The 21,606-nt window shown below is 51.9% G+C and carries 14 protein-coding genes, 1 tRNA gene and 2 pseudogenes; 14 read left to right on the top strand and 3 right to left on the bottom strand.

The window, feature by feature from the left end; all coding sequences use genetic code 11:
- The first annotated feature begins 195 nt into the window (after positions 1–195).
- Together lptF and lptG are read left to right on the top strand one after the other, a co-directional pair.
- Complete coding sequence (gene lptF / locus ACL2XF_RS18780; protein WP_410012530.1) at positions 196–1,296, top strand: LPS export ABC transporter permease LptF; 1,101 nt, start codon at positions 196–198, stop codon at positions 1,294–1,296.
- A complete protein-coding gene (gene lptG / locus ACL2XF_RS18775; protein ID WP_410012529.1) occupies positions 1,296–2,366 on the top strand; it encodes an LPS export ABC transporter permease LptG in 1,071 nt (356 codons plus the stop codon). Before lptF ends, lptG begins: the two co-directional genes overlap by 1 nt.
- Before the next feature lie 109 nt (positions 2,367–2,475).
- Here lptG and ACL2XF_RS18770 read toward each other — a convergent pair whose 3' ends face one another.
- Positions 2,476–3,375 (bottom strand): LysR family transcriptional regulator, encoded by a 900-nt coding sequence (locus ACL2XF_RS18770; protein WP_410012528.1) that lies wholly within the window; start codon positions 3,373–3,375, stop codon positions 2,476–2,478.
- A 533-nt stretch (positions 3,376–3,908) separates the two neighbouring features.
- Positions 3,909–4,442 carry a DUF2501 domain-containing protein gene (locus tag ACL2XF_RS18765; protein WP_410012527.1) on the bottom strand — a complete coding sequence of 178 codons (534 nt, stop codon included), beginning with the start codon at positions 4,440–4,442 and terminating at the stop codon, positions 3,909–3,911.
- Positions 4,443–4,640: 198 nt separating this feature from the next.
- On the opposite strand from ACL2XF_RS18765, the gene nei reads away from it, so the two are divergent.
- Positions 4,641–5,432, top strand: a complete 792-nt coding sequence (nei, locus tag ACL2XF_RS18760; protein WP_410012526.1) for an endonuclease VIII — start codon at positions 4,641–4,643, stop codon at positions 5,430–5,432.
- A gap of 156 nt (positions 5,433–5,588) precedes the next feature.
- Positions 5,589–5,673 (top strand) — tRNA-Leu (locus ACL2XF_RS18755).
- 210 nt (positions 5,674–5,883) lie between these two features.
- Here the strand turns inward: ACL2XF_RS18755 and ACL2XF_RS18750 are convergent.
- Positions 5,884–5,985 (bottom strand): annotated as a pseudogene (locus ACL2XF_RS18750) (hypothetical protein); the annotation flags it as partial.
- Between the two features lie 655 nt (positions 5,986–6,640).
- Here ACL2XF_RS18750 and ACL2XF_RS18745 point away from each other — a divergent pair.
- The 10 genes and pseudogenes from ACL2XF_RS18745 to ACL2XF_RS18700 all read left to right on the top strand — a co-directional run bounded on the left by ACL2XF_RS18745 (position 6,641) and on the right by ACL2XF_RS18700 (position 21,604).
- Entirely contained in the window at positions 6,641–7,597 is a 957-nt protein-coding gene (locus ACL2XF_RS18745; protein WP_413727341.1) for a hypothetical protein, read from the top strand.
- Positions 7,598–7,669: 72 nt separating this feature from the next.
- Positions 7,670–8,920: a tRNA-guanine transglycosylase DpdA gene (gene dpdA, locus ACL2XF_RS18740; protein ID WP_413727340.1), complete on the top strand. Its 1,251-nt coding sequence runs from the start codon at positions 7,670–7,672 to the stop codon at positions 8,918–8,920.
- Positions 8,917–10,044, top strand: coding sequence for a DGQHR domain-containing protein DpdB (gene dbpB / locus ACL2XF_RS18735; protein ID WP_413727339.1), 1,128 nt, complete (start codon positions 8,917–8,919; stop codon positions 10,042–10,044). The genes dpdA and dbpB overlap by 4 nt, the downstream gene beginning before the upstream one ends.
- Positions 10,045–10,387: 343 nt before the next feature.
- Positions 10,388–10,567 (top strand): annotated as a pseudogene (locus ACL2XF_RS18730) (transposase); the annotation flags it as partial.
- Between the two features lie 75 nt (positions 10,568–10,642).
- Positions 10,643–10,816: a hypothetical protein gene (locus ACL2XF_RS18725; protein WP_413727338.1), complete on the top strand. Its 174-nt coding sequence runs from the start codon at positions 10,643–10,645 to the stop codon at positions 10,814–10,816.
- 332 nt (positions 10,817–11,148) lie between these two features.
- Positions 11,149–14,316 (top strand): protein DpdE, encoded by a 3,168-nt coding sequence (gene dpdE, locus ACL2XF_RS18720; RefSeq protein WP_413727337.1) that lies wholly within the window; start codon positions 11,149–11,151, stop codon positions 14,314–14,316.
- Positions 14,313–16,871 carry a protein DpdF gene (gene dpdF / locus ACL2XF_RS18715; protein ID WP_413727336.1) on the top strand — a complete coding sequence of 853 codons (2,559 nt, stop codon included), beginning with the start codon at positions 14,313–14,315 and terminating at the stop codon, positions 16,869–16,871. The genes dpdE and dpdF overlap by 4 nt, the downstream gene beginning before the upstream one ends.
- Positions 16,855–17,760 carry a protein DpdG gene (gene dpdG, locus ACL2XF_RS18710; RefSeq protein ID WP_413727335.1) on the top strand — a complete coding sequence of 302 codons (906 nt, stop codon included), beginning with the start codon at positions 16,855–16,857 and terminating at the stop codon, positions 17,758–17,760. The genes dpdF and dpdG overlap by 17 nt, the downstream gene beginning before the upstream one ends.
- The gene (gene dpdH / locus ACL2XF_RS18705) at positions 17,760–20,822 is read left to right on the top strand and encodes a protein DpdH (protein ID WP_413727334.1); all 3,063 of its coding nucleotides are present in this window, start codon (positions 17,760–17,762) and stop codon (positions 20,820–20,822) included. Before dpdG ends, dpdH begins: the two co-directional genes overlap by 1 nt.
- Entirely contained in the window at positions 20,819–21,604 is a 786-nt protein-coding gene (locus tag ACL2XF_RS18700; RefSeq protein ID WP_413727333.1) for a hypothetical protein, read from the top strand. Before dpdH ends, ACL2XF_RS18700 begins: the two co-directional genes overlap by 4 nt.
- Positions 21,605–21,606: the final 2 nt, after the last annotated feature.

Below are 21,606 nucleotides of genomic sequence, written 5' to 3'. Positions count from 1 at the left end.
TATGTGTTAATCTGAACGACGCAAAGGACGTTATTCCGGCAATAATCAGTGCGTTCTCATAGCACAGCCGAACGCTTAATGTTGTTATACTCTATCTGGCGATAAAGGTGACTAATTGATACGCATTAATAGTGCATTAGCGAAGAAATTATCGATTTTCCTGCAAAAAGACAAGTTTTCACAGGCGAAATAAGCGTGATCATCATTAGATATCTGGTTCGGGAAACCTTTAAAAGCCAGCTGGCCATCCTGTTTATCCTGCTGCTGATTTTTTTCTGTCAGAAGCTGGTGCGGGTCCTGGGCGCGGCGGTAGACGGCGATATCCCGACAAACCTGGTGTTATCCCTGCTCGGTTTAGGCGTGCCGGAAATGGCGCAGTTGATTCTTCCCCTTAGCCTGTTCCTTGGGTTACTGATGACCCTGAGCCGGTTGTATGCCGAAAGCGAAATAACCGTCATGCACGCATGCGGGCTGGGCAAGAGCGTACTGATCAAGGCGGCGCTGCTGTTAAGCGTGCTGACGGCGTTATTCGCGGCCGCCAATGTCATCTGGCTGTCGCCCTGGTCGTCCCGGCACCAGGACGAGGTGCTGGCGGAGGCCAAGGCCAACCCCAGCATGGCGGCCATGGTGGGCGGGCAGTTCCAGGCGGCGCAAAACGGCAACTCCGTCCTCTTTGTCGGCAACGTCAAAGGGCAGGAATTCCAGAACGTCTTCCTGGCGCAGCTGCGCCCGCATGGTAATTCGCGCCCCTCGGTGGTGGTGGCGGACCAGGGCCATATGACCCAGCGTCCCGACGGCTCGCAGGTGGTTAACCTCAATAAAGGCACCCGCTACGAGGGCACCGCGCTGCTGCGTGATTTTCGCATTACCGATTTTACCCAGTACCAGGCGGTCATCGGCCACCAGGCGGTATCGGTGAACAACAACGACGCCGAGCAGATGACCCTGCAGGCCCTGTGGCAATCCAGCCAGCCGGAAGCGCGCGCGGAGCTGCAGTGGCGCCTTACCCTTATCATATCGGTGTTTATCATGGCTATCATGGTGGTGCCGCTCAGCGCGGTCAACCCGCGCCAGGGCAGGGTATTAAGCATGCTGCCCGCAATGCTGCTGTACCTGGTGTTCTTTTTGCTGCAAAGCTCGCTGCGCTCCAACGGCGCCAAGGGCAAGCTTGATCCGGTGATATGGATGTGGCTGGTCAACCTGGCCTACCTGGGCATCGCCCTGCTGCTTAACCTGTGGGACAGCGTACCGTTCAGACGGGCGCGCGAACGTTTACATATCAGAGGAGCGGCCTGATGTTTGGAGTACTGGACCGCTATATCGGTAAAACCATCTTCAACACCATCATGATGACCCTGTTCATGCTGGTGTCGTTGTCGGGCATCATCAAATTCGTCGATCAGCTGCGCAAGGTGGGGCAGGGCGATTACTCCGCGGCGGGCGCCGGGCTCTATACCCTGCTGAGCGTGCCGAAGGATATTGAAATCTTTTTCCCGATGGCGGCGCTGCTCGGCGCGCTGATGGGGCTCGGCACCCTGGCCAGCCGCAGCGAGCTGGTGGTGATGCAAGCCTCGGGTTTCACCCGCATGCAAATCGCCGCGGCGGTAATGAAAACCGCCATCCCGCTGGTGCTGCTGACCATGGCCATCGGCGAATGGGTCGCCCCCCAGGGCGAGCAGATGGCGCGTAATTTCCGCTCGCAGTCGTTATACGGCGGCTCCATGCTGTCGGTGCAAAACGGTCTCTGGGCCAAGGACGGCAGCGATTTTATCTACATCGAGCGGGTGGTCAGCGACAACCAGCTGTCGGGGGTGAATATCTATCACTTCAACCACGAGAACCGCCTGCAGACGCTGCGCTACGCCGCCAGCGCCACCTTTACCGACGGCACCTGGCGCCTGGCGCAGGTGGATGAATCCGACCTGACCGACAGCCAGCAGATCACCGGCCGGCAAACGCTCAGCGGGGAATGGAAAACCAACCTCACCCCCGATAAGCTGGGCGTGGTGGCGCTCGACCCGGAATCGCTGTCTATTTCCGGGCTATACGACTATGTCAAATATCTCAAGCAGAGCGGGCAGGAAGCCAGCCGCTACCAGCTGAATATGTGGAGCAAGATCTTCTCGCCCTTCTCGGTGGCGGTGATGATGCTGATGGCCCTGTCGTTTATTTTCGGCCCGCTGCGCAGCGTGGCGATGGGCGTGCGGATGATCACCGGTATCAGCTTCGGCTTCTTGTTCTACGTGTTGGATCAGATCTTCGGACCGCTCAGCCTGGTGTACAATATGCCGCCGCTGTTCGGCGCGTTGCTCCCCAGCATGGCCTTCCTGGTGATAAGCGTGGCGTTGCTCTTGAAGAAACGGTAAAGATATCCCGACGCGCTAACAGGCAAAACCTGTTAGCGCCGGGTTGGATTGGCGCAGGCCCATTGCATCGACCTTCAGATTCAGCTCTCTTATTACAACCGTAAAAAACTCATTTAATACTCTCGACAAACATCACCTTGGTCAGGTCGCGCAGCCATTTATGGCAGGGCGAGTGATTATGCTTGGAATGCCAAGCCTGGATGATGCTGCGTTTGCCCAAATCAAAATCGGCGCTGAAAAACTCCACCGCGATATTCAATTTACGCAGGTTATTCACCACAAAATCCGGCACGATGGCCAGCGCGTCGGAATGGGTAATGGCGTTCATGGTGGCCATATAACCGGGCGTGGTGCCCATCACATGGCGCGTGGACCAAAAATATTTCATTGCTTCGTCCGACCCGGCCGGGTATTTTTCCTTGGTCTGGACAAAATGATATTTCAATAAGTTATCCATATTTTTATCCCCACAAATAATAGGGTGACCGCAGCGGCACATAAAATAACATTTGGCCGAGTGAATGGTGCGGATGGTAATTTCCGGATTGAGATCGCGCATTTCGCCAATGTAGAGATCAATATCGTTGGAGCGCAGGAAATCATCATCAAATTCCGAATCATGCACCATATTAATAAAGACATTCGGCGCGCTGCGCTGTATTTCGCTGAATAACGAGGCGTTAAGGGTAAAGACGATGGTGGCGTTCGCCGCGATGGTGAAGGACACCGTGGTGGTATGGGGTTCAAAGGCCATATTGGTATTGAGCATCGACTCAATGCGGTTGACCAGTTGGCGCACATCCTCCTTAAGTGCGATAGCCTTGGGCGTGGGGATCAGTTTTGTGCCGCTGCGCACCAGGATGGGATCGTTGAACAGCCCCCGAATCTTATTCAGCGATTTGCTGATGGCCGGCGCGGTGACGTTCAGTTTCCTGGCCGCCAGATTTACGCTACAGTCTTCCAGCAGCGCATTGAGTACTATCAATAAATTGAAATCAAAGTTATTCATATAATTGTCATGATCTAGAACGCTGGTTTGAGGGATATCCGATAGCTAAACGGATATAAATGCAAAATAAATTATTATCCTGCTTCTACTGCTCCTATATATCGATAGCATGAGAATTATTAACGTACTGCTTTCAGTGACTAATGATTTTATCTTTTATTTTTTAACGATGACAAGGCGAAAATATCTCCAACGAAATGCCTCAGCGCCGGAGAAGGCCATAAAATGACCGCGAAAGGGCGCTGGCGCTGGCATGTCTTGCCATTATTGTTGCGTTTCATAATATAGTTAATTGAGTGTAAATAGCATGATATTAATATTATGTTTACCATGTGAAGGGCGGTTTTATGATAACCGAATATAAGCGGAGGAGGGAAACTAATACACACAAACTGACTGTGGATGTGCCTTATGTTGAACTTAGTCTGAGAATTGCAACTACCCTTTAGTATAGGTGGCGTTGTCGCCCGCGGGCATATGCCATGCCGGACGGCATATCCAGCGCGGTAGTTCCCGCGCCTTATCCCGCGCGGTCAGGAAATGAAATTCTTGCTTTGTTTCAGCACCACATCGCAGGCCTTGGTTTTCACCTTCTGCCCCAGTTGTGAATTGCTCAGATCGTTAAGATTCACCTGGCCGTTTTTACCGGTGGTCAGCAGGCCGCCCAGGCCTTCCTGATAATCCTGGCTTTTGGCGTTGGCGGTGCTGGTAATCCCCAGCTTGCCAAGCAACTGGTCCTTCAGCGTCGAGGTGCCGTTGGCGGACAGCAGGTTATTTTTAACACAGTATTGCAGCACGCCGGCGGCATTGGTCATGCTGCTGGAGCTTAACGCCTTGTCGCCGCCGTTCAGCAGGCCCGACAGGGCGGCCAGTGAACTGGCGTTATTGCCGGTGGTGGCGCCGGCGGTGCCGGACCCGTTGCCGGTGGACGATTTATTCAGCTCGGTAACCGCGCTGTTAACCGAATCCATCCAGTTGCCGGCCGCCTGGGCCACGCCCGAGGCCAAACCGGTGCAGAGCGCGGCGGCAACGGCCAGCGCCATTAACCTGCGGTGGGTGGTGATCATAATAAGCATACTCCTGAAATAGTCGCGCCGGACGCGCCGGCTGTTAATCTGCGAATAACCTACCCCACACCCGCGCCGCACCGCCAGCGCGGACGGGTGAAAACCCCCCGCCGGACGGCAAATTAAGACTATTCCCGACGGCCGGTGCTATCTTAAGTACAGAAACGAAACATAAACGGAACATAACGGAGTGCAGCAATGCCGGAAGGACCGGAAATCCGCCGCGCCGCCGATACCCTGCTGGCGGCGATGGCAAACAGGCCCATAACCCGGGCCTGGTTCGCTTTTCCCCACCTTAAGCCTTATGAGGACGGATTGGTGGGCCAGCATATCGAGAAAATCGATACCCGTGGCAAAGCCCTGCTGACCTGGTTTTCCAATGGCCAGGTGCTTTACAGCCATAACCAGCTCTATGGCGTCTGGCGGGTGGCCGCGGCCGGGGAATCACCGGTCACCAAACGCGATCTGCGGGTGCGCCTGGAAAACGCCGACCAGGCCATCCTGCTCTACAGCGCCTCGGATATCAAAATCCTCAGCGCCGATGAACTGGCCGCGCATCCGTTTTTACTGCGCATCGGTCCCGACGCCCTGGATATGGCCCTGACGGTGGACGAGGTCATCGATCGCCTATCGTCGCCCCGCTTTAGCGGCCGCCAGTTCGGCGGCCTGCTGCTGGACCAGTCGTTTATCGCCGGCCTGGGCAACTACCTGCGGGTGGAGATTCTCTGGCAGGCGGGCCTGACCGCGCAGCACAAGGCGCGTGATTTAAGCGCGCAGCAGTTGCGCCGCCTGTGCGAGGCCATCCTTGAAATCCCGCGCTTGTCCTACGCCACCCGTGGACAAAGCGATATCAATAAGCACCACGGCGCGGTGTTCCGCTTCCGGGTCTTTCACCGCGCGGGCAAGCCCTGCGAGCGCTGCGGCCGGCCGATAGAAAAAACCACGGTAGCATCGCGGCCGTTTTACTGGTGCCCGGGATGCCAGCGGTAAAAAAGGCGCCGGCGCGGGATGGGTTCACATACCGGCCGCATGAATCCGCCCGGAAGGGTGTTTTTTCAGCAGTCGGCAGCACCTGAAGCTGATTAGTATTGCGCCGGGATGCGTTAACGGTATAATGCACCTCGTTTTCCGTATACTAACTTCAGTGCCGAAGTGGCGAAATCGGTAGACGCAGTTGATTCAAAATCAACCGCCTTCGGGCATGCCGGTTCGATTCCGGCCTTCGGCACCATTAGTACACAATCAGGTCACCCAAGGGTGGCTTTTTTTATGCCTGAAATTCAGTCTCCGCAAGGCCTTGCCCCGCTTTTCAGTCAATCGACGTCAACCAGATTCAATCTATATTAACTTACTAATGCGGGCATGAATGTGAGCATATCGCGGTTCGATCATGTTTGTATCCAAATTAGACTGACCCCAAAACTGTGGACATATTCTGCCCTCACGAAGAGGCCCGTTCAAAAGCATTGGGACTGACTCCGCTCAGATGGTTGTGCCGGTGGGTGCGGTTGCAAAACACTTTGATATAATCGAAGATATTTGCGGTGACTGCGGAAGAAAACTTGTTGCTAGATTATAGTTGTAGGTTGATTTTCTGGGTGCGCAGCGTGTAAGTCTCTAGTATTTTAGGAGGTAATCTTTATATACACAATAGGACATATTGATGCTTGGATGACAATATGAATTAAAAAATGGTTGTTTGCATTCTGAATTTTTCGATAAATAAAAATTTATTATATGCTTATGTGAATAATATTTTGTAAAAGAAAGCGAAACATAAAGGTTTAAAGTAAAAAAGGATGCTTGCAAAAGTTTCAATAATTTTTTATAAATCATATATGCTGACCATCATGGGGTACATCATGCAATCTTTCGATACGCAGGTAGCTATGGCTATTATATCACGCTCTACAGGAGGATTTAGCTACGATACTCTAGCTAGAGCATTGATTTCAAATGTAAATTATCCATATAGTCAACATTTTCTTGATGAGTGTAGACGCTTTTGCCTGCAACTTGAGGAGAAGGGATTGTTGAGGAGATGTCCTCACTGTGTGAATGTGCGGGATGAGTATTTCGAATACGTTCATCATTGATAGCCCATCCCTGAAAGTTTTTTCAGGGATGAACAATACGTTTCTTGCAACGACCCCTTTTCTGCGGTAGCTTTGCTACGAAGAATTTTTTGAGGGTAGGTTGTGAACCATATCAATCTGATAACTACATGCACGAATGGGAAACATGGTGATAGCTATAATTCACTGAATTTAAGTGACTATTCGTCTGGAAAAACATTTTCGAATGTACTTATTCATTCTTGGTGTCGCGCCTTAAAAGAAGCGCTTTCAAAATCAGCGTCCATTTATGTTGAAGATCTTTACAAAGGTGGACATTGGGCAACTGCGAAAGCCATATATAAAAAATATCCTATTGATTTATGGGTTCTCTCTGCAGGGCTTGGTCTTCTACATAGTAAAGACAAGGTTGTGCCTTATCAGGCGACATTTGCTACAGGTTATCAAGAGTCCATCCCATTGTATTCAAAGGATTATTCTGGGAAGTCCTTTCATAGGACATGGTGGAAAGAAATTACCGAAAGATCTGCTTTCAAATCTGATCATCCGACATCGATAACGGAATTGATGAGAAAGAAACCACAGGAGTATTTTATTATTTGTGGTTCTCCTGATTATATTAATGCTATTGAGCTTGATATTGTTAATGGTCTGGAATACTTGGATGTGCCTCACAAACAGCTTTTAATTATCACATCAAAAAAAATAAATTTTAGATTGAAAGAGTATCTCTTAAAAAGTGATAACCGTATAGCCGAGTGGTTGAATTGCAATATGTTGATGCTTAATATCAAACTAGCTCAGCATGTTATAAGAGATTTTACATCCCATCAGCGAGATGATTTAAGTATTCTTTCTCAAGAATTGTCGCGGGAATTTAATTTCTTGCCAGAGCGTAAAGTGATTCAAGGGATAAAGCGTAATCCTGATGAAGTGAAAAAATATATTTTTGACCTTTTACAGCAACAACCAGGAATCAGCGCAACGAAGGCATTGCGTGCTTTTCGTGATTCAGGCAACAGTTTTGAAGAGAAACGTTTTCGCACTTTGTTTCAGGCTGTTACTGCTAGCAATGCCTAATGTCTAGGCTAGAGTTTTGTGGTAGAATCTCGCTTTTTTTGAGGCTATGCAGAGGCGTCGCAGGAGAGCAGGTTGTCGAAGTTAAAATACTTTTTCCCTGATAGTCAGGATTTTATCGATCCAAGTTTCGACTTCGTACGTGAAACGCGCAATGAGCATCGCGTACGCCAGCGTGATGACCATTATCCACACGAAGTTTTTCCCCATCCTTACGATGGGATGCTGGTTTCAAAAGCAGTAGTTGATGGCCTTGGTGGCGGTGAAAGTAAATATACACGCGCTCAGCGATTACGTTATTTCCGTAATGGTATGAAGCACTTTTTTCGATTGCCAGATAGAATGGAGACGATGGGTGACTGCGGTGCATTTACTTACGTCAATCAGGAAGTGCCACCTTACCGTGTCGAAGAAGTCATCGAGTTTTACGAGACATCCCGCTTTAACTACGGAGTCTCACTAGATCATATTGTCTTTGGATATGAAAAACCTGGTGAATTTTTTAGCGGTGATGTTCTGGCTGAATGCTGCCGTCGCCAGGATATCACCTTGACTTTGGCTCAGGACTTTCTGACGAAAGCAAAAAGAAGTTGTTTTCAGCCCTTTGGTGTCGCTCATGGTTGGAGTAAGCATTCTTATCGGCAGTCTGTTGAAGCACTGCTGGCTATGGGGTATAAAAATATCACCATGGGGGGTATGGTTCCCCTAAAAACGGCACAGATCCTGGAAACGCTGGAAGAAATCAAGCCGCTATTGAAGGGCGATACGCAGGTACACCTGCTTGGCATTGCGCGTCCGGAGAGTTTTGCTGATTTTATCAGGTTGGGTGTCACTAGCATCGATTCTACTACACCGCTTCAGCAGGCGTTTAAAGATCGTAAAAACAACTATCACACGCCTGATGGTCTCGCCTACACTGCTGTTCGCGTTCCGCAGTTTGATGCTAACCCGAGCCTAAGTCGCAAAATCAAATCCGGCCTAGTTGATCAGGATCTGGCACGTAATTTAGAGAAAAATGCGATGCATGCTCTCTTCGAATACGACAAAGGGGCGATGTCACTATCACAAACGCTTGATGCGATTTTGGCATACGAGCGACTGCATGCCGGAGAGAAAGAAGCAGAGAAAATCCGTGTTGACTACGTGCGGACGCTAAGCGATCGTCCTTGGAAGCAATGCCAATGTAATATCTGTAAAGCAATTGGTATAAATGTCATTATTTTTCGCGGTGCTGAACGTAACCGGCGTCGTGGTTTTCACAACATTCAGGTGCTGTACAGTCGTTTACAGCGCACATTGTCATCACGCTCAGAGGAATTATCATGAGTGAGTATCGTGTTCCTGCCTTGCGCATCAGACAAGGGGAGGAAAGGCAGTTGTACAGTCTCGCGATTGAGGGTAAAGATATTAGTAAAATTGCTGCGATTTCGCGAATCCGTCGTGGTGAAGAAAGCTTAGTTGGATATCAGCGCCCAGAAGTTCGCAATCATATTCGGGAGATCCAACGCTATATTGAAAGTTCCAACCCCATGATACCTAACCCGGTCATTATCGCTTTTGATAAGCGCGTCCGTTTTGAGTCGATGACTGCGGGTGGTGATATGGGGCACTTAGTGATCCCTTATTCCGAAGAGGAAGATTACGAAAAACCTGGTTTTATTGTTGATGGGCAACAACGCACAGCTGCTTTGCGCGACGCGGATATCGAATCGTTTATGATGCCCGTTTCGGCTTTTATTGCTAACGACGCTGAAGAGCAACGTGAGCAGTTTATGCTGGTTAACTCTACTAAACCGCTACCAAAAACGTTGCTGTATGAACTGGCACCACACACTCATGGTCGTCTGCCTTCAGATTTACAGGTACGAAAATTCCCTTCCCTGCTGACTCAGCGTCTTAACTTTGGTGAAAGCCCACTTGCTGGCCGTATCAAAATGGCAACCAATCCAGATGGTGTCATCGCCGATAATTCAATGATCAAAATGATAGATGCTAGTTTGCGAGAAGGAGCGCTTTACCGCTTCCGTGATCCTGCCACTGGATTGGGGGATGAGGCGAAAATGGTGAAGTTGTTGAATAACTTCTGGTCTGCAGTTGAGATTGTCTTTACTAATGACTGGGATAAAAAGCCACGCTACTCCCGTCTGCTGCATGGTGTAGGTATAATGGCGTTGGGCAGCCTGATGGACGAAATCGACCAGGTTCATCAAGAGTATACCGGCGAACCTGGCTGGAGCGAAATCCCTCCGATGAAACGTTTTGTAGATGAACTAAATACTATTAAACCGCTTTGCGCCTGGAGTAGTGGCGTCTGGGACTTCGGCACAGATATCGACGGGCAACGCATCACCCGTAAATGGAATGAATTGCAGAACCTTTCGAAGGATATAGCGTTAGTAACCAATTATCTAGTCAGCAATTATACTCGCACCGTGAATACGAATATCTAGGTTAAAAAGGGGCTACGCCCCTTTTTTATGAGGTAACAGCGGTGGTCTGAAGTATGTGCGCGATAAACGCATTAAGCATCGATTCAGCTCCTTTACCGGCAGGATGAATCAAATCTCTCCGCCAGGCCGTTACTGCGTACAGCGCCTGATACTTAGCGCTGGCTGAAGCAAAGATGAAGTAATCTGCCTGCTTCGCCATATTGACGAGCTTGTCTGTTGCCGTATGGTCATGATTGACTTCAACTCCGATACCAGTGAACAGAGTGTTTCTGTAGTCTCCCTAAATTTAGTCTTACCGCTTAATGGAGTTCCCTGGTTAAAATACAACCAACGGAGGCTCATCATGAAGAAAGCGCGTTTCACCGAATCTCAGATCTTGCGGGTCCTGAAAGAAGTTGAAGGTGCCCGACATGTGAAGGATGTTTGCCGCGAAAACGGTGGGTCGGAAACCAGTTACTACAATTGGAAAGCCAAATACGGTGGTATGGAATCCTCTGATATCAAGCGCATGGGAGAACTGGACGGCTGAGTAAGTCGCAAACTACGTTACCTGATGTGGCGGCATTGGAAAAAGCCGTACAAATGGGCAAGAATGCTAATGAAAGGCGATCTGAATGAAGAAAGGGCATGGATATCGGCGACGAACCAACGCGGCCACTGGTGGAAAGTGGGGGTAAGTCATATGAATCAAGTACTGCCGAAGAAAGCCTTTGAGCGTGCAGGACTGTTATCGCTGCTGGAGTTGCACAAACAGTTCCAGCGTTGTAAATGAACCGCCGTATACGAAACCATACGTACGGTGGTGAGAGAGGACGGTGGGAGTAAGTCCGCCCCCTACTCGATTCTCGAAAATAGTTAAAAACCATTAAACCCCCTTTTGATAAACAAAGAAACAAAACACAGTCTTAGCTCCCTCTTTTATATCTATGTCTAAAAATTAACAAGAAATGATTAACTTTCTTGACAGTTATCAGGAAGGGCAGCAATGTATGACATTATCCTTATAGTTAATAGCGTTATATTTTTCACTTCCTTAAAAATAAATAAATAATTTCAATAAGTTAAAAAATTCCGTTACGAATAGCTAAACTTATGGATGGATATATGCCCCTTGAAGCAGGCGATCTCGTTTACTCGTCTTATGGAATTGGCAGACTCATTCGCATTAATCATGATGATGCGCTTATTCAGTATTTTGACTCTCCAGTAAATTATCAAGGTATAGAGCAAACTGTCGAAATAAAATATCTTAAAAAAGCCGAACTTTATGCGGAAAGTTTGGTATATCGTTACGACTACGAACTTGCCCACTGGCAGATTGCGCGTGTTATTGGTGCTGTTCCGGGCGGTGTGCGCCTGCATTTTCCTAATAAGCAGCAGGAAGACATCAGCTTAAATGACATCTTTGTTCGGTGGGATCGTCCCATCAGCGATGCCGCCGCCCTTCTGGCCGAGCGCATTACCTATACTCCCTTCTGGCAGGATGCCCGCCTGGCTTATCAGCATCAGATGCTGAAACAGCGCAACGCCTGCGCCGGGATCACCTCTGCGCTGTCGTCCAGTATTGAACTTGAACCATACCAGTTGGCCGTCGCACGTCGGGTGTTATCTGATCCCATCCAGCGCTATCTGCTGGCGGATGAAGTCGGCCTCGGAAAAACCATCGAAGCCGGGCTGATCGTGCGCCAACACGTCATGGAAAATCAGTTCACCCACTGCGTGGTGATCGTGGCGCCCAGGGTTCTACACCGCCAGTGGCAGCAGGAACTTTCCGCACGTTTTCACCTGGAGGAACTGCTGAATGAGTCGATCCATATTATTGATATGGCTGCCTTTTGCGCGGAGAACCCCCTGCCGTTTCGCCCCGATATGTTGGTGATTGACGAAGCACATCAGGTCGGTGCCTGGGCATGGGACGCAGAGCATGAGCAGCAGTATGCCAGCGTGAACCACATGGCGCAGCAAAGCGAAAAACTATTGCTGCTATCGGCGACACCCATAACCGGCAATGAAAAGAACTTCCTCGCCATGTTGCATCTGCTGGATGCTAAAAATTACCCGCTGACTGACACTGGCTTGCAGAAATTTCAGCAGCGTATCCAGCAACGCGAAGAGATAGGTGCACTGTTCTACGCGTTTAACTGTGATAACGATAACATGACGCTGGAAGAGAATCTGGAAGCGTTGATCAGACTATTTCCTGAGGATGAGATACTGAATGGGATGGCTACACAATTGCTTCCCCATTTAGACATGATGCAACCGCTGCGGACTGAGACGCGCGACCTGCTGATCAATAAAATCCGCCATTACATCGGTAACCGTTACCGTCTGCATCATCGCCTGCTGCGCAACCGCCGCAGCAACCGCGGTATCAGCGTCCTGATGCCTGGTTTGTCCGGCCTGTCGCTAAAAAAATACACCACGGCGAAATCTAGCAACGACATGATGATCGCCTGGCGCGAATCGGCAGTAATGATGCATCCACAGGACCCGACGCTGGCTGCAATTTATCAGTTACTGTTTGAAGCCGCTATCGCTACGCCAGAACTGCTGGCTCGGCTCGCAACTTGTCGCTTACAGCAACAGACGCTAACTGCCGCGCAGGGCTTCCTCTACAGCGAATCACAGCTTGCGCTGTTGCAGCATCCGCTGTTTGATGGCGAGAAGGATATCCTGCTTGAGCTGATAGACCGCTGTAAAATGGAGCGTGATAGCAAGCGTCAGCGCTTAACTGAAGTATTGGAAACACTTCTGGGTAGTAACGCCAGAGAGATCCCATATATTGTGGTGTTCTGTGACCAGCCATGGGTAGCCGACCAGGTATTTACCGACCTGATGATGCCATTCATTGGCAAAATACAGCGCCATAACCCCGATAAAGAAGTGCGTTTTGGTAAGGAACGTAAATGCCAGATCCTAGTGTGCGATCGCCAGGCTGAAGAAGGGGTTAATCTGCATGGTGGGCGCAAAATTGCACTGCATTACGACCTGTTACTGTCGCCTAACCGTATGGAACAGCGCCTTGGACGACTAAACCGTTACTGCGCGAATGAGAATGCGACCACCATCCTCAGCATGGCGCTGGTTAGTGAGGCTGACGATCTGCAAAACCAGTGGCTTATCATCCTTAACGAGGTTTTCGACGTCTTTGAGGAGTCGATTGCCAGCCTGCAATACCTGGTTGATGAGGAGTTACAGTGGCTTAGCGCCCATCTTTACCCGCTGGGTGAAGAGAGTATGATGCAACTCAGCGCGCGTTTGGCTGGTGAAAATGGCCGCCTGGCATTAGAAAAACAGCGAATCGAAATGCAGGAAGTCCTGCTGCAAATCGATGGCGATATCATCGAAGCCAGAGAGTACGCCGATGCACTGGCGGAGATCGATGAGCATGAAGAGGAATTCCGCCGCTGCGCTCGTAATCTGATGGGTAAAGTGTTGCGCTTCGATTTTATCCCAGATGAAGAAATCCCGGCGGCTTTCCGCTACCGCTTCAACCCGGGGGACTGGGCGACGGGCACCTTAGTCAGCCCGCAGCGCTTACAAAAACACTGCCTGCTAGGCTTTGATCTAAACAAACCTGGCGGAAGTTCGCCTATGACCTGGCCACTGAGCTACAACCGCGCAGATACCACCCAGGGCAAAATCCGCCCGGCGCGCCTTGGCGAACCTTTCCATGATGCTATCCTGCGACTGCTGGATTTTGAAGAGCGCGGCATTGCCAGCGCAGTTCTGCGCATCACACCCGGCATGGGCGATGAGCAAAAAATATTTTTCCGCTACGATTTCCTGATTGAAGCCAACGTCAACACCCCGACGCAGCAGCGTCTGGCCGACCATCTGATGCCGCCGGAAACCATTACCTTTTGGCTGAACCAAGCCGGCGAGCTGATCACCGATGCAGACGTGATGACTATATTGAATGAGCCCTATTCCCCGCTGAAGCGCGGCGGACGCCACCTTAACCTGAATGAACAGCGCTGGGCGCAGATTGCCCACTGTTTAAGCGCCAAAGAGTGGCGCAACTGGTGTAACGATAGCTACAGCATTGCCCAACGACTGGCGGTGGAACAATTCGCCACGCAACAGGCTCTCAGCTTAAGCCGTCTGGAACATTATCTGAGCAGCGCCGGGCTGCACCACGCTGACCAGCAGGAGACCGGGCAGATACTGCGCCAGGGCATTGCACAGTTGAAGATGACCTGCCTGGCGACGCGCGCGTTAATTATCGCGTCAGAAGCCCTACTTCACGAGGACCCACAAATCGGATGAAGCTGGCACAACTGATTGATCACTTAGGGGTTTGCTCAGCGCTGAGAGAGTGTCTGCTGCCCGAAACATCCGCAGGGCGACTCGATCGCCGGGCGTTGATTCGTGACTGGCTATACCGAGAAAAATATGCCCACCACAGCGATAACGAACTGAACGTTCCGGATGACAGTCACCCCGGTTGGCCAGGGCAGGAGGAGTGGGAAGCCAGCAGTGTTCAATGTCAGCGACTGGGTCACACCTTCTTGCTCAAAGCTGGTCCTGCCTGGTGCCCGCAGTGGTTGGAGCAGGGGAACAGCACGCCTTTTCTCGCCAGCGACCAGCACCACCCATGCCGCCAGGACACGCGAGTGCCGATGGACCATATCCTGCGCCCGGTGTTGAAGTTTGATCACTACCAGGCACCGGGCCAGCGCGATGCGGTACGCCGGGCCCTGTTCGCTCCGCCAGGCAGTACGCTGCTGGTGAATCTGCCCACCGGCACTGGGAAGACGCTGGTGGCGCAGGTGCTGACGCTGATGGCTCCACCGCAAGGAGCGCTATGCCTGCTGATTGCTCCAACTACTGCGTTGGTGATGGAACTGGCTAGCCGTTTCGGGGAGTTGCTGACTGAAGCAGGGAATAAAACAGAATCGGTCACCGCCTGGTATAGCGGCTTACCGGCACAGGATAAATACGATACGTACGCGCGTGTCCGCGCAGGTGAGCAGCGGCTGATTGTTACCTCTCCTGAAGCGACCTGTAGTTCACTGCAGTTCGCATTGTTTGAAGCCGCGAAACAGGGTGGCCTGCGCCATGTCATCGTTGATGAAGCGCATATTGTCGCCAGTTGGGGTAACGGCTTTCGTCCACACTTCCAGCAACTCGGCGGGTTAATCCGTGGTTTGAAACGCATCAGCCGTGCAGCGCATCACCCTCCGTGCTCCACGCTTTTAATGAGCGCCACCATCACCGAAGCCAGCCGCAAAACCCTGCGCGATACTTTCGACCAGCAGATGACGGAGGTCCACGCCAGCCATCTTCGCCCGGAACCATCTTACTGGTGTTACCAGGCGGTAGACCTCGGCGACAAACTGGATAAAGTGCTGCAGTCACTGGCGCATGCGCCGCGCCCGCTGATCCTCTATGTGACGCAACCGAAAGAAGCAGAAGAGTGGGCGCAGCTACTGAGTTTGCAGGGGTATCAGCGTTTTGCAACATTTACCGGTGATACACCGGATGATGTACGCCAGAGTCTGCTGGGGAAATGGAATAAAAATCAGCTGGATATCATGATTGCCACCTCGGCATTCGGCGTAGGCATGGATAAAAACGACGTGCGTACAGTGATCCACGCCACCGTGCCGGAAAACATGGACCGCTTTTACCAGGAAACGGGGCGTGGCGGACGCGATGGCTATGCCTGTACCTCAATGCTAATTTACAGTCTTCAGGACGTCAGCCAGGCAAAATATCTGTCCTCACAAAAGCTGATTGGTCTTGAGCTGGGGCTGGAACGCTGGAAAAAGCTATGGAGCAGGGCCGAACCTGTGGGCGACAATCTGTATCGTATTGATATAGAGAGGATCCGCGACGGCCTTAATTTCCGCAGCAAAAAAAATAAATTTTGGAATCTACGTACCGTACTCATGATGGTGCGAGCAGGCGTGCTGGAACTAGATACCGACCTGCAAAGCCCGCCGGACAAAAGTACGTTTGTCAATGTCAGAAGCTACGAAGCGGCAAAAGAGCAAATCATCCGACAGAACGAGAACTCACTGGTGGTACGCATCCGGGTCAGTAACCACACTGAAGAAGAACTGTGGAAAACGTGCATTATCCCCTCCCGTGAAGAGACGCTGGAAGCGGCAACGGATAACCATAATTCGCTAATCAACTGGCTGCAAGCGCCATTGCTAAGACCACTGTGCGAGACGCTGGTGGATCTCTACTCCCTGACCGAATTTATCCCGGGTCATGCTTGTAGCGGCTGTCCTGCCTGCCGCGATCGTCAGATGTTTAACAGCGGCTATTTGATCCCGTCGCCGCTATTGCTCAACCCGACAGTATCGGCGGCGCAGTATGCGTTGAGCCGCTGGCAGGCGCTGAGTGGCCTGCCGCACGCCAGTTGCTTTATTACCTACTCACCGGTGATCGACGATGACTGGGAACGTGACGGCTGGTATCAGCGCGTCGCGACGCTGCTGGTGCGGTTGCATCGAGCCGGGATTGTCCAGCGCGTCCGGGCGGGAAGTGAGTTGCTGCACAGTGTGTTCTCCGCTATTCCACCTGGTGAACGCCTTATCCTGCTGAGTGACGAGTTGCCGGCAAGCTGCGAATCGGTAGCGGATAACGATGCCATGGGTGAACTGGCGGAACTGGTGCTTCCTGCGGCAGAGGCGTGCCGTAACGGCTATCTCCCGCCGTTCAACCTGGCCCCGCTGCAACTGACGCTGATCCCCCATGATATGCCTGATCCCTACCACCCCGGCGGGGCGCACTACGTTCACCTCGATAATCACAACTGGATCACCCTCGAACAACTTCAAAGGAAACTAGACTGTGTCGATTATCAATAACGCCCACGGAGGCAGTCAGTATGCCGTGCTGGCCGCATTTTATCAGGTGCTGAAAGCCAGCCCGAAAAACACGTTGCCGCGTGAAAAATTGATGGCGCTCTGCGCACCGGCAACGTTGCAAACCGGCGATTCAGAAAATGCGAGCGGGAAAGCGCCAAAAGAACTAAGTGCGTGGCTTGACTTGGGATTGCTAAAGGAAGAATCGGCAAATGGCGCGACTGAAATTTGTCTCAATACGAACTATTTCAGCACAAAAAACATGCCTTTGCGCCAAGCTGCTCGCCGTTGCCTACAGGCCGTGGTGAACAACCGCGACTTAAACTCACGAGATGAACGTGCCGTCGATCTCACCCTTCTGGCTGCATTGCTGCTGGCGCTGGATGTCTATCAGAACGCCGAAATCAGCTCGAGCAACCTTGAAGTGCTAGTGAGCTCGTTCATGCCTGACTTTCGTATCAACAGTAATGAGGTTGCTGTCGTTCCCGGCTATCTCAGTTGGCTGGGGTTTGCTCAGCAATTGACCCGCGACCGCTACGCTGTCGATCCCACCGACGCAATCCGTGAAGAGCTAACATTCCTGATGCAACCCGGTGAGCAACTGTCCATTAGCGAAGTGCTGCAACGCCTGAATCAAGCACTGCCGGTGCTAGATGGAGGTAGTTACCGCCAGCAGGTCGAGGGCCGTATCAGTCTGGATGGCTGGCAACCGCTCAGTGCTAACCGAATTTCGACATCGCTGTCGCGTGCACTGCTGCGTCTTCAGCTCTCCGGGATAATCAATATGAAGGCGGAGTCTGACGCCAGCGGCGCGATGCAGTTGACTGGAAGAAAAGGCAGCGTGCTGCGTACCGTGACCCACCTCACCTTGACACGTACAGGAGCCCACTAATGTCACAACTACAGAGCTACTGGCCACGCGCAGAGAATGTTACCGCCTGCATCCTGACCGAAGCCGAGTCGCTGGCCGACAGTCAACTATTGGCGGTACATGAACCGATGCGCCTCGACCGCTCCGAATTTCACAGTGGTAAGGTCAAACAGGTGGGCGAAGGGGCGCTGCTGGAGTTTCTGCTGGAGCACAATCGCCCGCTGCCGTTGATTGGTGCCTCCGGCGTGGGAAAATCCCACCTGGTGCGCTGGGTCCATGCACAGCTCAAACGCCGTGAAGATCGCGCGAAATACCACATCATTCGCATCCCGAAAAATGCGTCGCTGCCGCGCGTACTCACCACCATTCTTAAAGGTCTTGAGGGGGACGAGTACCAGAGGATCCGCGAGAAGGTTAACGGGGTCGGGCAACAACTTATCCCTGAAAACGTTGCTGAACATATTGCCCTCAAACTGCGTCAGGCGCTGAACGCTGCATGCGCTGCAGTCCCGGAAGAGCTTCAGCAGGCGCAGATGGGAAAAATCCAGCTAGACGAAAGCAGAAAACAGCAGCTGAAAGATATCCAGCAACACGCAGCATCAACCCGACTGCCCGCGCTGTTTTTTGACAGCGTGATGACCCAATATTTCACCGCCCCTGGTGCTTGCCTGAACAATATCGCGCTGCGTTTCTGCCAGGGTGCTGACGACGACAGTATTGCCAACCTGCGCTATGAAATGTCTGCAGAGGACTTCACCTTTAGCGGCCTGAACCTCAGGCAGGTTTCACCGGCAGTGCTGCCCTATCTGGTCAATCAGCAGTTGCTTACCAGTGATGCAAAAAAACAAGCAGCCGCTCGGGTTGTCAACGAGGTGATTCCCCAGGCATTGGGAGACACCTTCGGCGAACTGTTCAGCTTTAATCGGGCCAGTTTCCAGGAGCTGATGCGCATGATCCGCAGCCAGTTGCTGGCAGAAGGCCGAAGCCTGATCCTGCTGGTGGAAGATCTAGCCGCCACCTCGGCGATTGAGGATGTGCTGATCGATTGCCTGCTGGAAGAAGAGGAGTACGAAGGCAAAAAGGTGTTGTGTACCCTGAATTCGATTATTGCAGTGACCGAGGGCCACGACAGCTTTAAGCGCCACCGCAATACGCTGGGCACCCGTGCCCGCTATGAGTGGGTGATCCAGCAGCAATATGCCAGCGAAAGCGATACCGTACTGAAAGAACGGGTTGTCGATTTCTGCGGTCGCTATCTTAATGCCGCCCGTCACGGTGCTGTTGCGCTGGAAAATTATCACCACCAGCAGGACGGGCAGCGCTATCGGGATATCCCGGTATGGCAGGATCAGGAAGTACTGGAAAATGAGTCTGCTGCGCCTGTGCTGGCCAGTTTCGGTTGCAGCAGTTACGGCCACCCGCTGTTTCCGTTTAACCCGGCAGCTATCGGACAGTTGGTTGAACGCCACTGTCAGGATAAAGAACACGGGTTGGTTTTTGTCCCGCGCAATATATTGAACGCTATCCTGCGCGAACCGCTGAAAAACTATCGCCAGAGCTATCTTGATGGGCAATTCCCACCGTCAGGATATGAAGGAATTATTTGCGGCCAAGAACTTCAGCAGCGAGTGCGCCTGTCCGGTGTCAGCCAACCGGATCGGGTCAATTCATTGCTGGCTATTTGGGGCGGTAACAGTGCACACCTAGCTGATCTGACACCCGCCATCTGTGAAGAATTTGGCCTACCGCAGGCGGCTGAACTCCTGGGTGATATTCCACCACCACCACCACCACCACCACCACATGAGGGCGATAAACCATCGCCACCACCACCACCACTACCCGGTGAACCCCGAGCCATTCAGGAATGGAAAGCCGTGCTGGAAAAATGGAACCAGGGCAACGCGCTCGATCAAGTAAGAGCGCGTGATATCCGTAAATGGCTTCTTGAAGCGTTGATTGCGCGTATTGACTGGTCAATCGAGCTGATCCAGACCCCGCTCTCGGCCAGCTCAGCAAAAACTCAGGGAAGACTCCACTTACCCCGCGTGCTGGTGGGGAATCAGTCGCGTCCGCTGGTGACGCTTGAAGATACTCCGGAGCTGTACAGCGCCTGCCTGGCGATGGCGCGCTTCAACCTCTACCAGAACTGGGATTTCGACGGCAGTGAGATCGACTACGCCGCCTTCCATAACTTTGTTGACCGTATTGAAACAGAAGTAAAACTCAAGGTGTTGCAGGAAGAACGCGAGGAGCTTTCAAGTATTGTCAAAGACCTGCAGTTGAGTGGTGCATTCCTCGGGCAGGATGGCTTGTCGTCTCCAGTCTCGACTATTCTAGTGCAGGCTCTGTTAACAGAACCAAAACTTACGGACAAAAGCCATCCGCTGCTGGACGACTTCTTAACCCAGGCGCGTGCTAACGTGATCGATGAACACCGGAACCTACGCGAGCGTTTAATCGCGCTCACTGCGGCGAAAAAGTCGGGTGCCCAACCCTATGCCATCAACGGATTAATGCTGGTGGAAGCGGCCAAGAGTCAGCAAATAGTCGCCGGGAAACAGCCGGGCAAGATCCACGAAGTCAAAAACAAACTGGCTGGCTACCGTAACCTGCTGCTGAAGACTCAGGAGGGCATCACTGAACGCCTGAGCGACGGCAACAGCGCCAGTCTGGCAGAGGTGAATCTCTGCGACACTATGAAGGAGATCATCGAGCTGGCGAACAGCGCTGACGCCGCTCGCCCGGTGGGTGAAACGGTGCCGGTTCTGCTGAAGCTGTTGAAGGGTTGGAAAGATCCGGAGTTGAAAAGCCTGATCAGACAGCTGGAGAAACTGACGCTTCCAGCCGATAACCCTTTGGTGATGATGAGAGAAATCCTCGCCGTCAACGGCAAACAATATGAGGTATTTAGGCAACTGCTGGAAGCCTGGAGCAAGTTCGAAGATGCTACTGGCAGCCATCTGCAGCAGCGTCACCGTGATGAGGGCGGCGACCAGATTGAGGGTGCCGAAAATGAGATCGCGGAAACCCTGACAAAGCTGACTGAGCAGCTAACGCAGTTGGAGAAGAACTTAGCATGAGTGAAGTAAGTAACAGTGAAGCCGTAACCGCCAACACGTCGGAAGAGATCAACGTTTTTGCGCGGCGCAGCGGCGAATTTAAAGCGCGCCTTGAGCGCCATCAGCAGTTGGAAAAAGCACAGGAGATACGCGACAGCCTGCTGCTGGTTGCGCGAAAAATCGATACCCCGGCGAAAAAGCTGGCGCAGATCCTCACTAGCTATCTGCTGCTGCGACAGGTCTACGATAGTGTGAGCGGTGAGCCTATTGTGGGCCTGTTTGATCGCAAAACATTCGGGCATCCGCAGGCCCTGCTGACGGCCTTTCTTCAGCAGTACGAGGCGCATACATACGATGTTGCTCAAGCACAAGAGTTTACCCTGCTGGTTCTGGAAATTGAGCGCTTAGCCAGTGCTCTCAATGAACATACCAGCACCGCGTGGCGTGAATACATCTGTACGTTAAAAGCTCAGTGGGAAGTGGACCAGAGACTTTTCAGTAACCTTGCTCATCAGGAAGGACAACGAAAAGTACAACAGTACTACATTGACCTGGTCGCTCAGTTCACCAACAGTAGCCGTGGGCTGCCAAAAACTGCTGACGAAGTTGAGGCGATAATCGATCTGCATGAGCAACTCTGCCACCAGCGCGACGCGCTCAGCCTGGAGGTGCCGGAAGATGTCAATCTCTTCCTAAAAGCAGTAGCCGGGCAAGGTGCCACGCTCGATATGCTGACGGAAAAAGTGCGCACGTGGCTGGCTAATGAAGACGACCCGACGCGCTATCGCATTAAACGCCTGTGAGG

This window comes from Sodalis sp. RH19, from assembly GCF_047324215.1.
Classification (GTDB): domain Bacteria; phylum Pseudomonadota; class Gammaproteobacteria; order Enterobacterales; family Enterobacteriaceae; genus Acerihabitans.
Note: the sequence above shows the minus strand (reverse complement) of the source record. Positions and strands in the feature narration are given on the sequence as shown.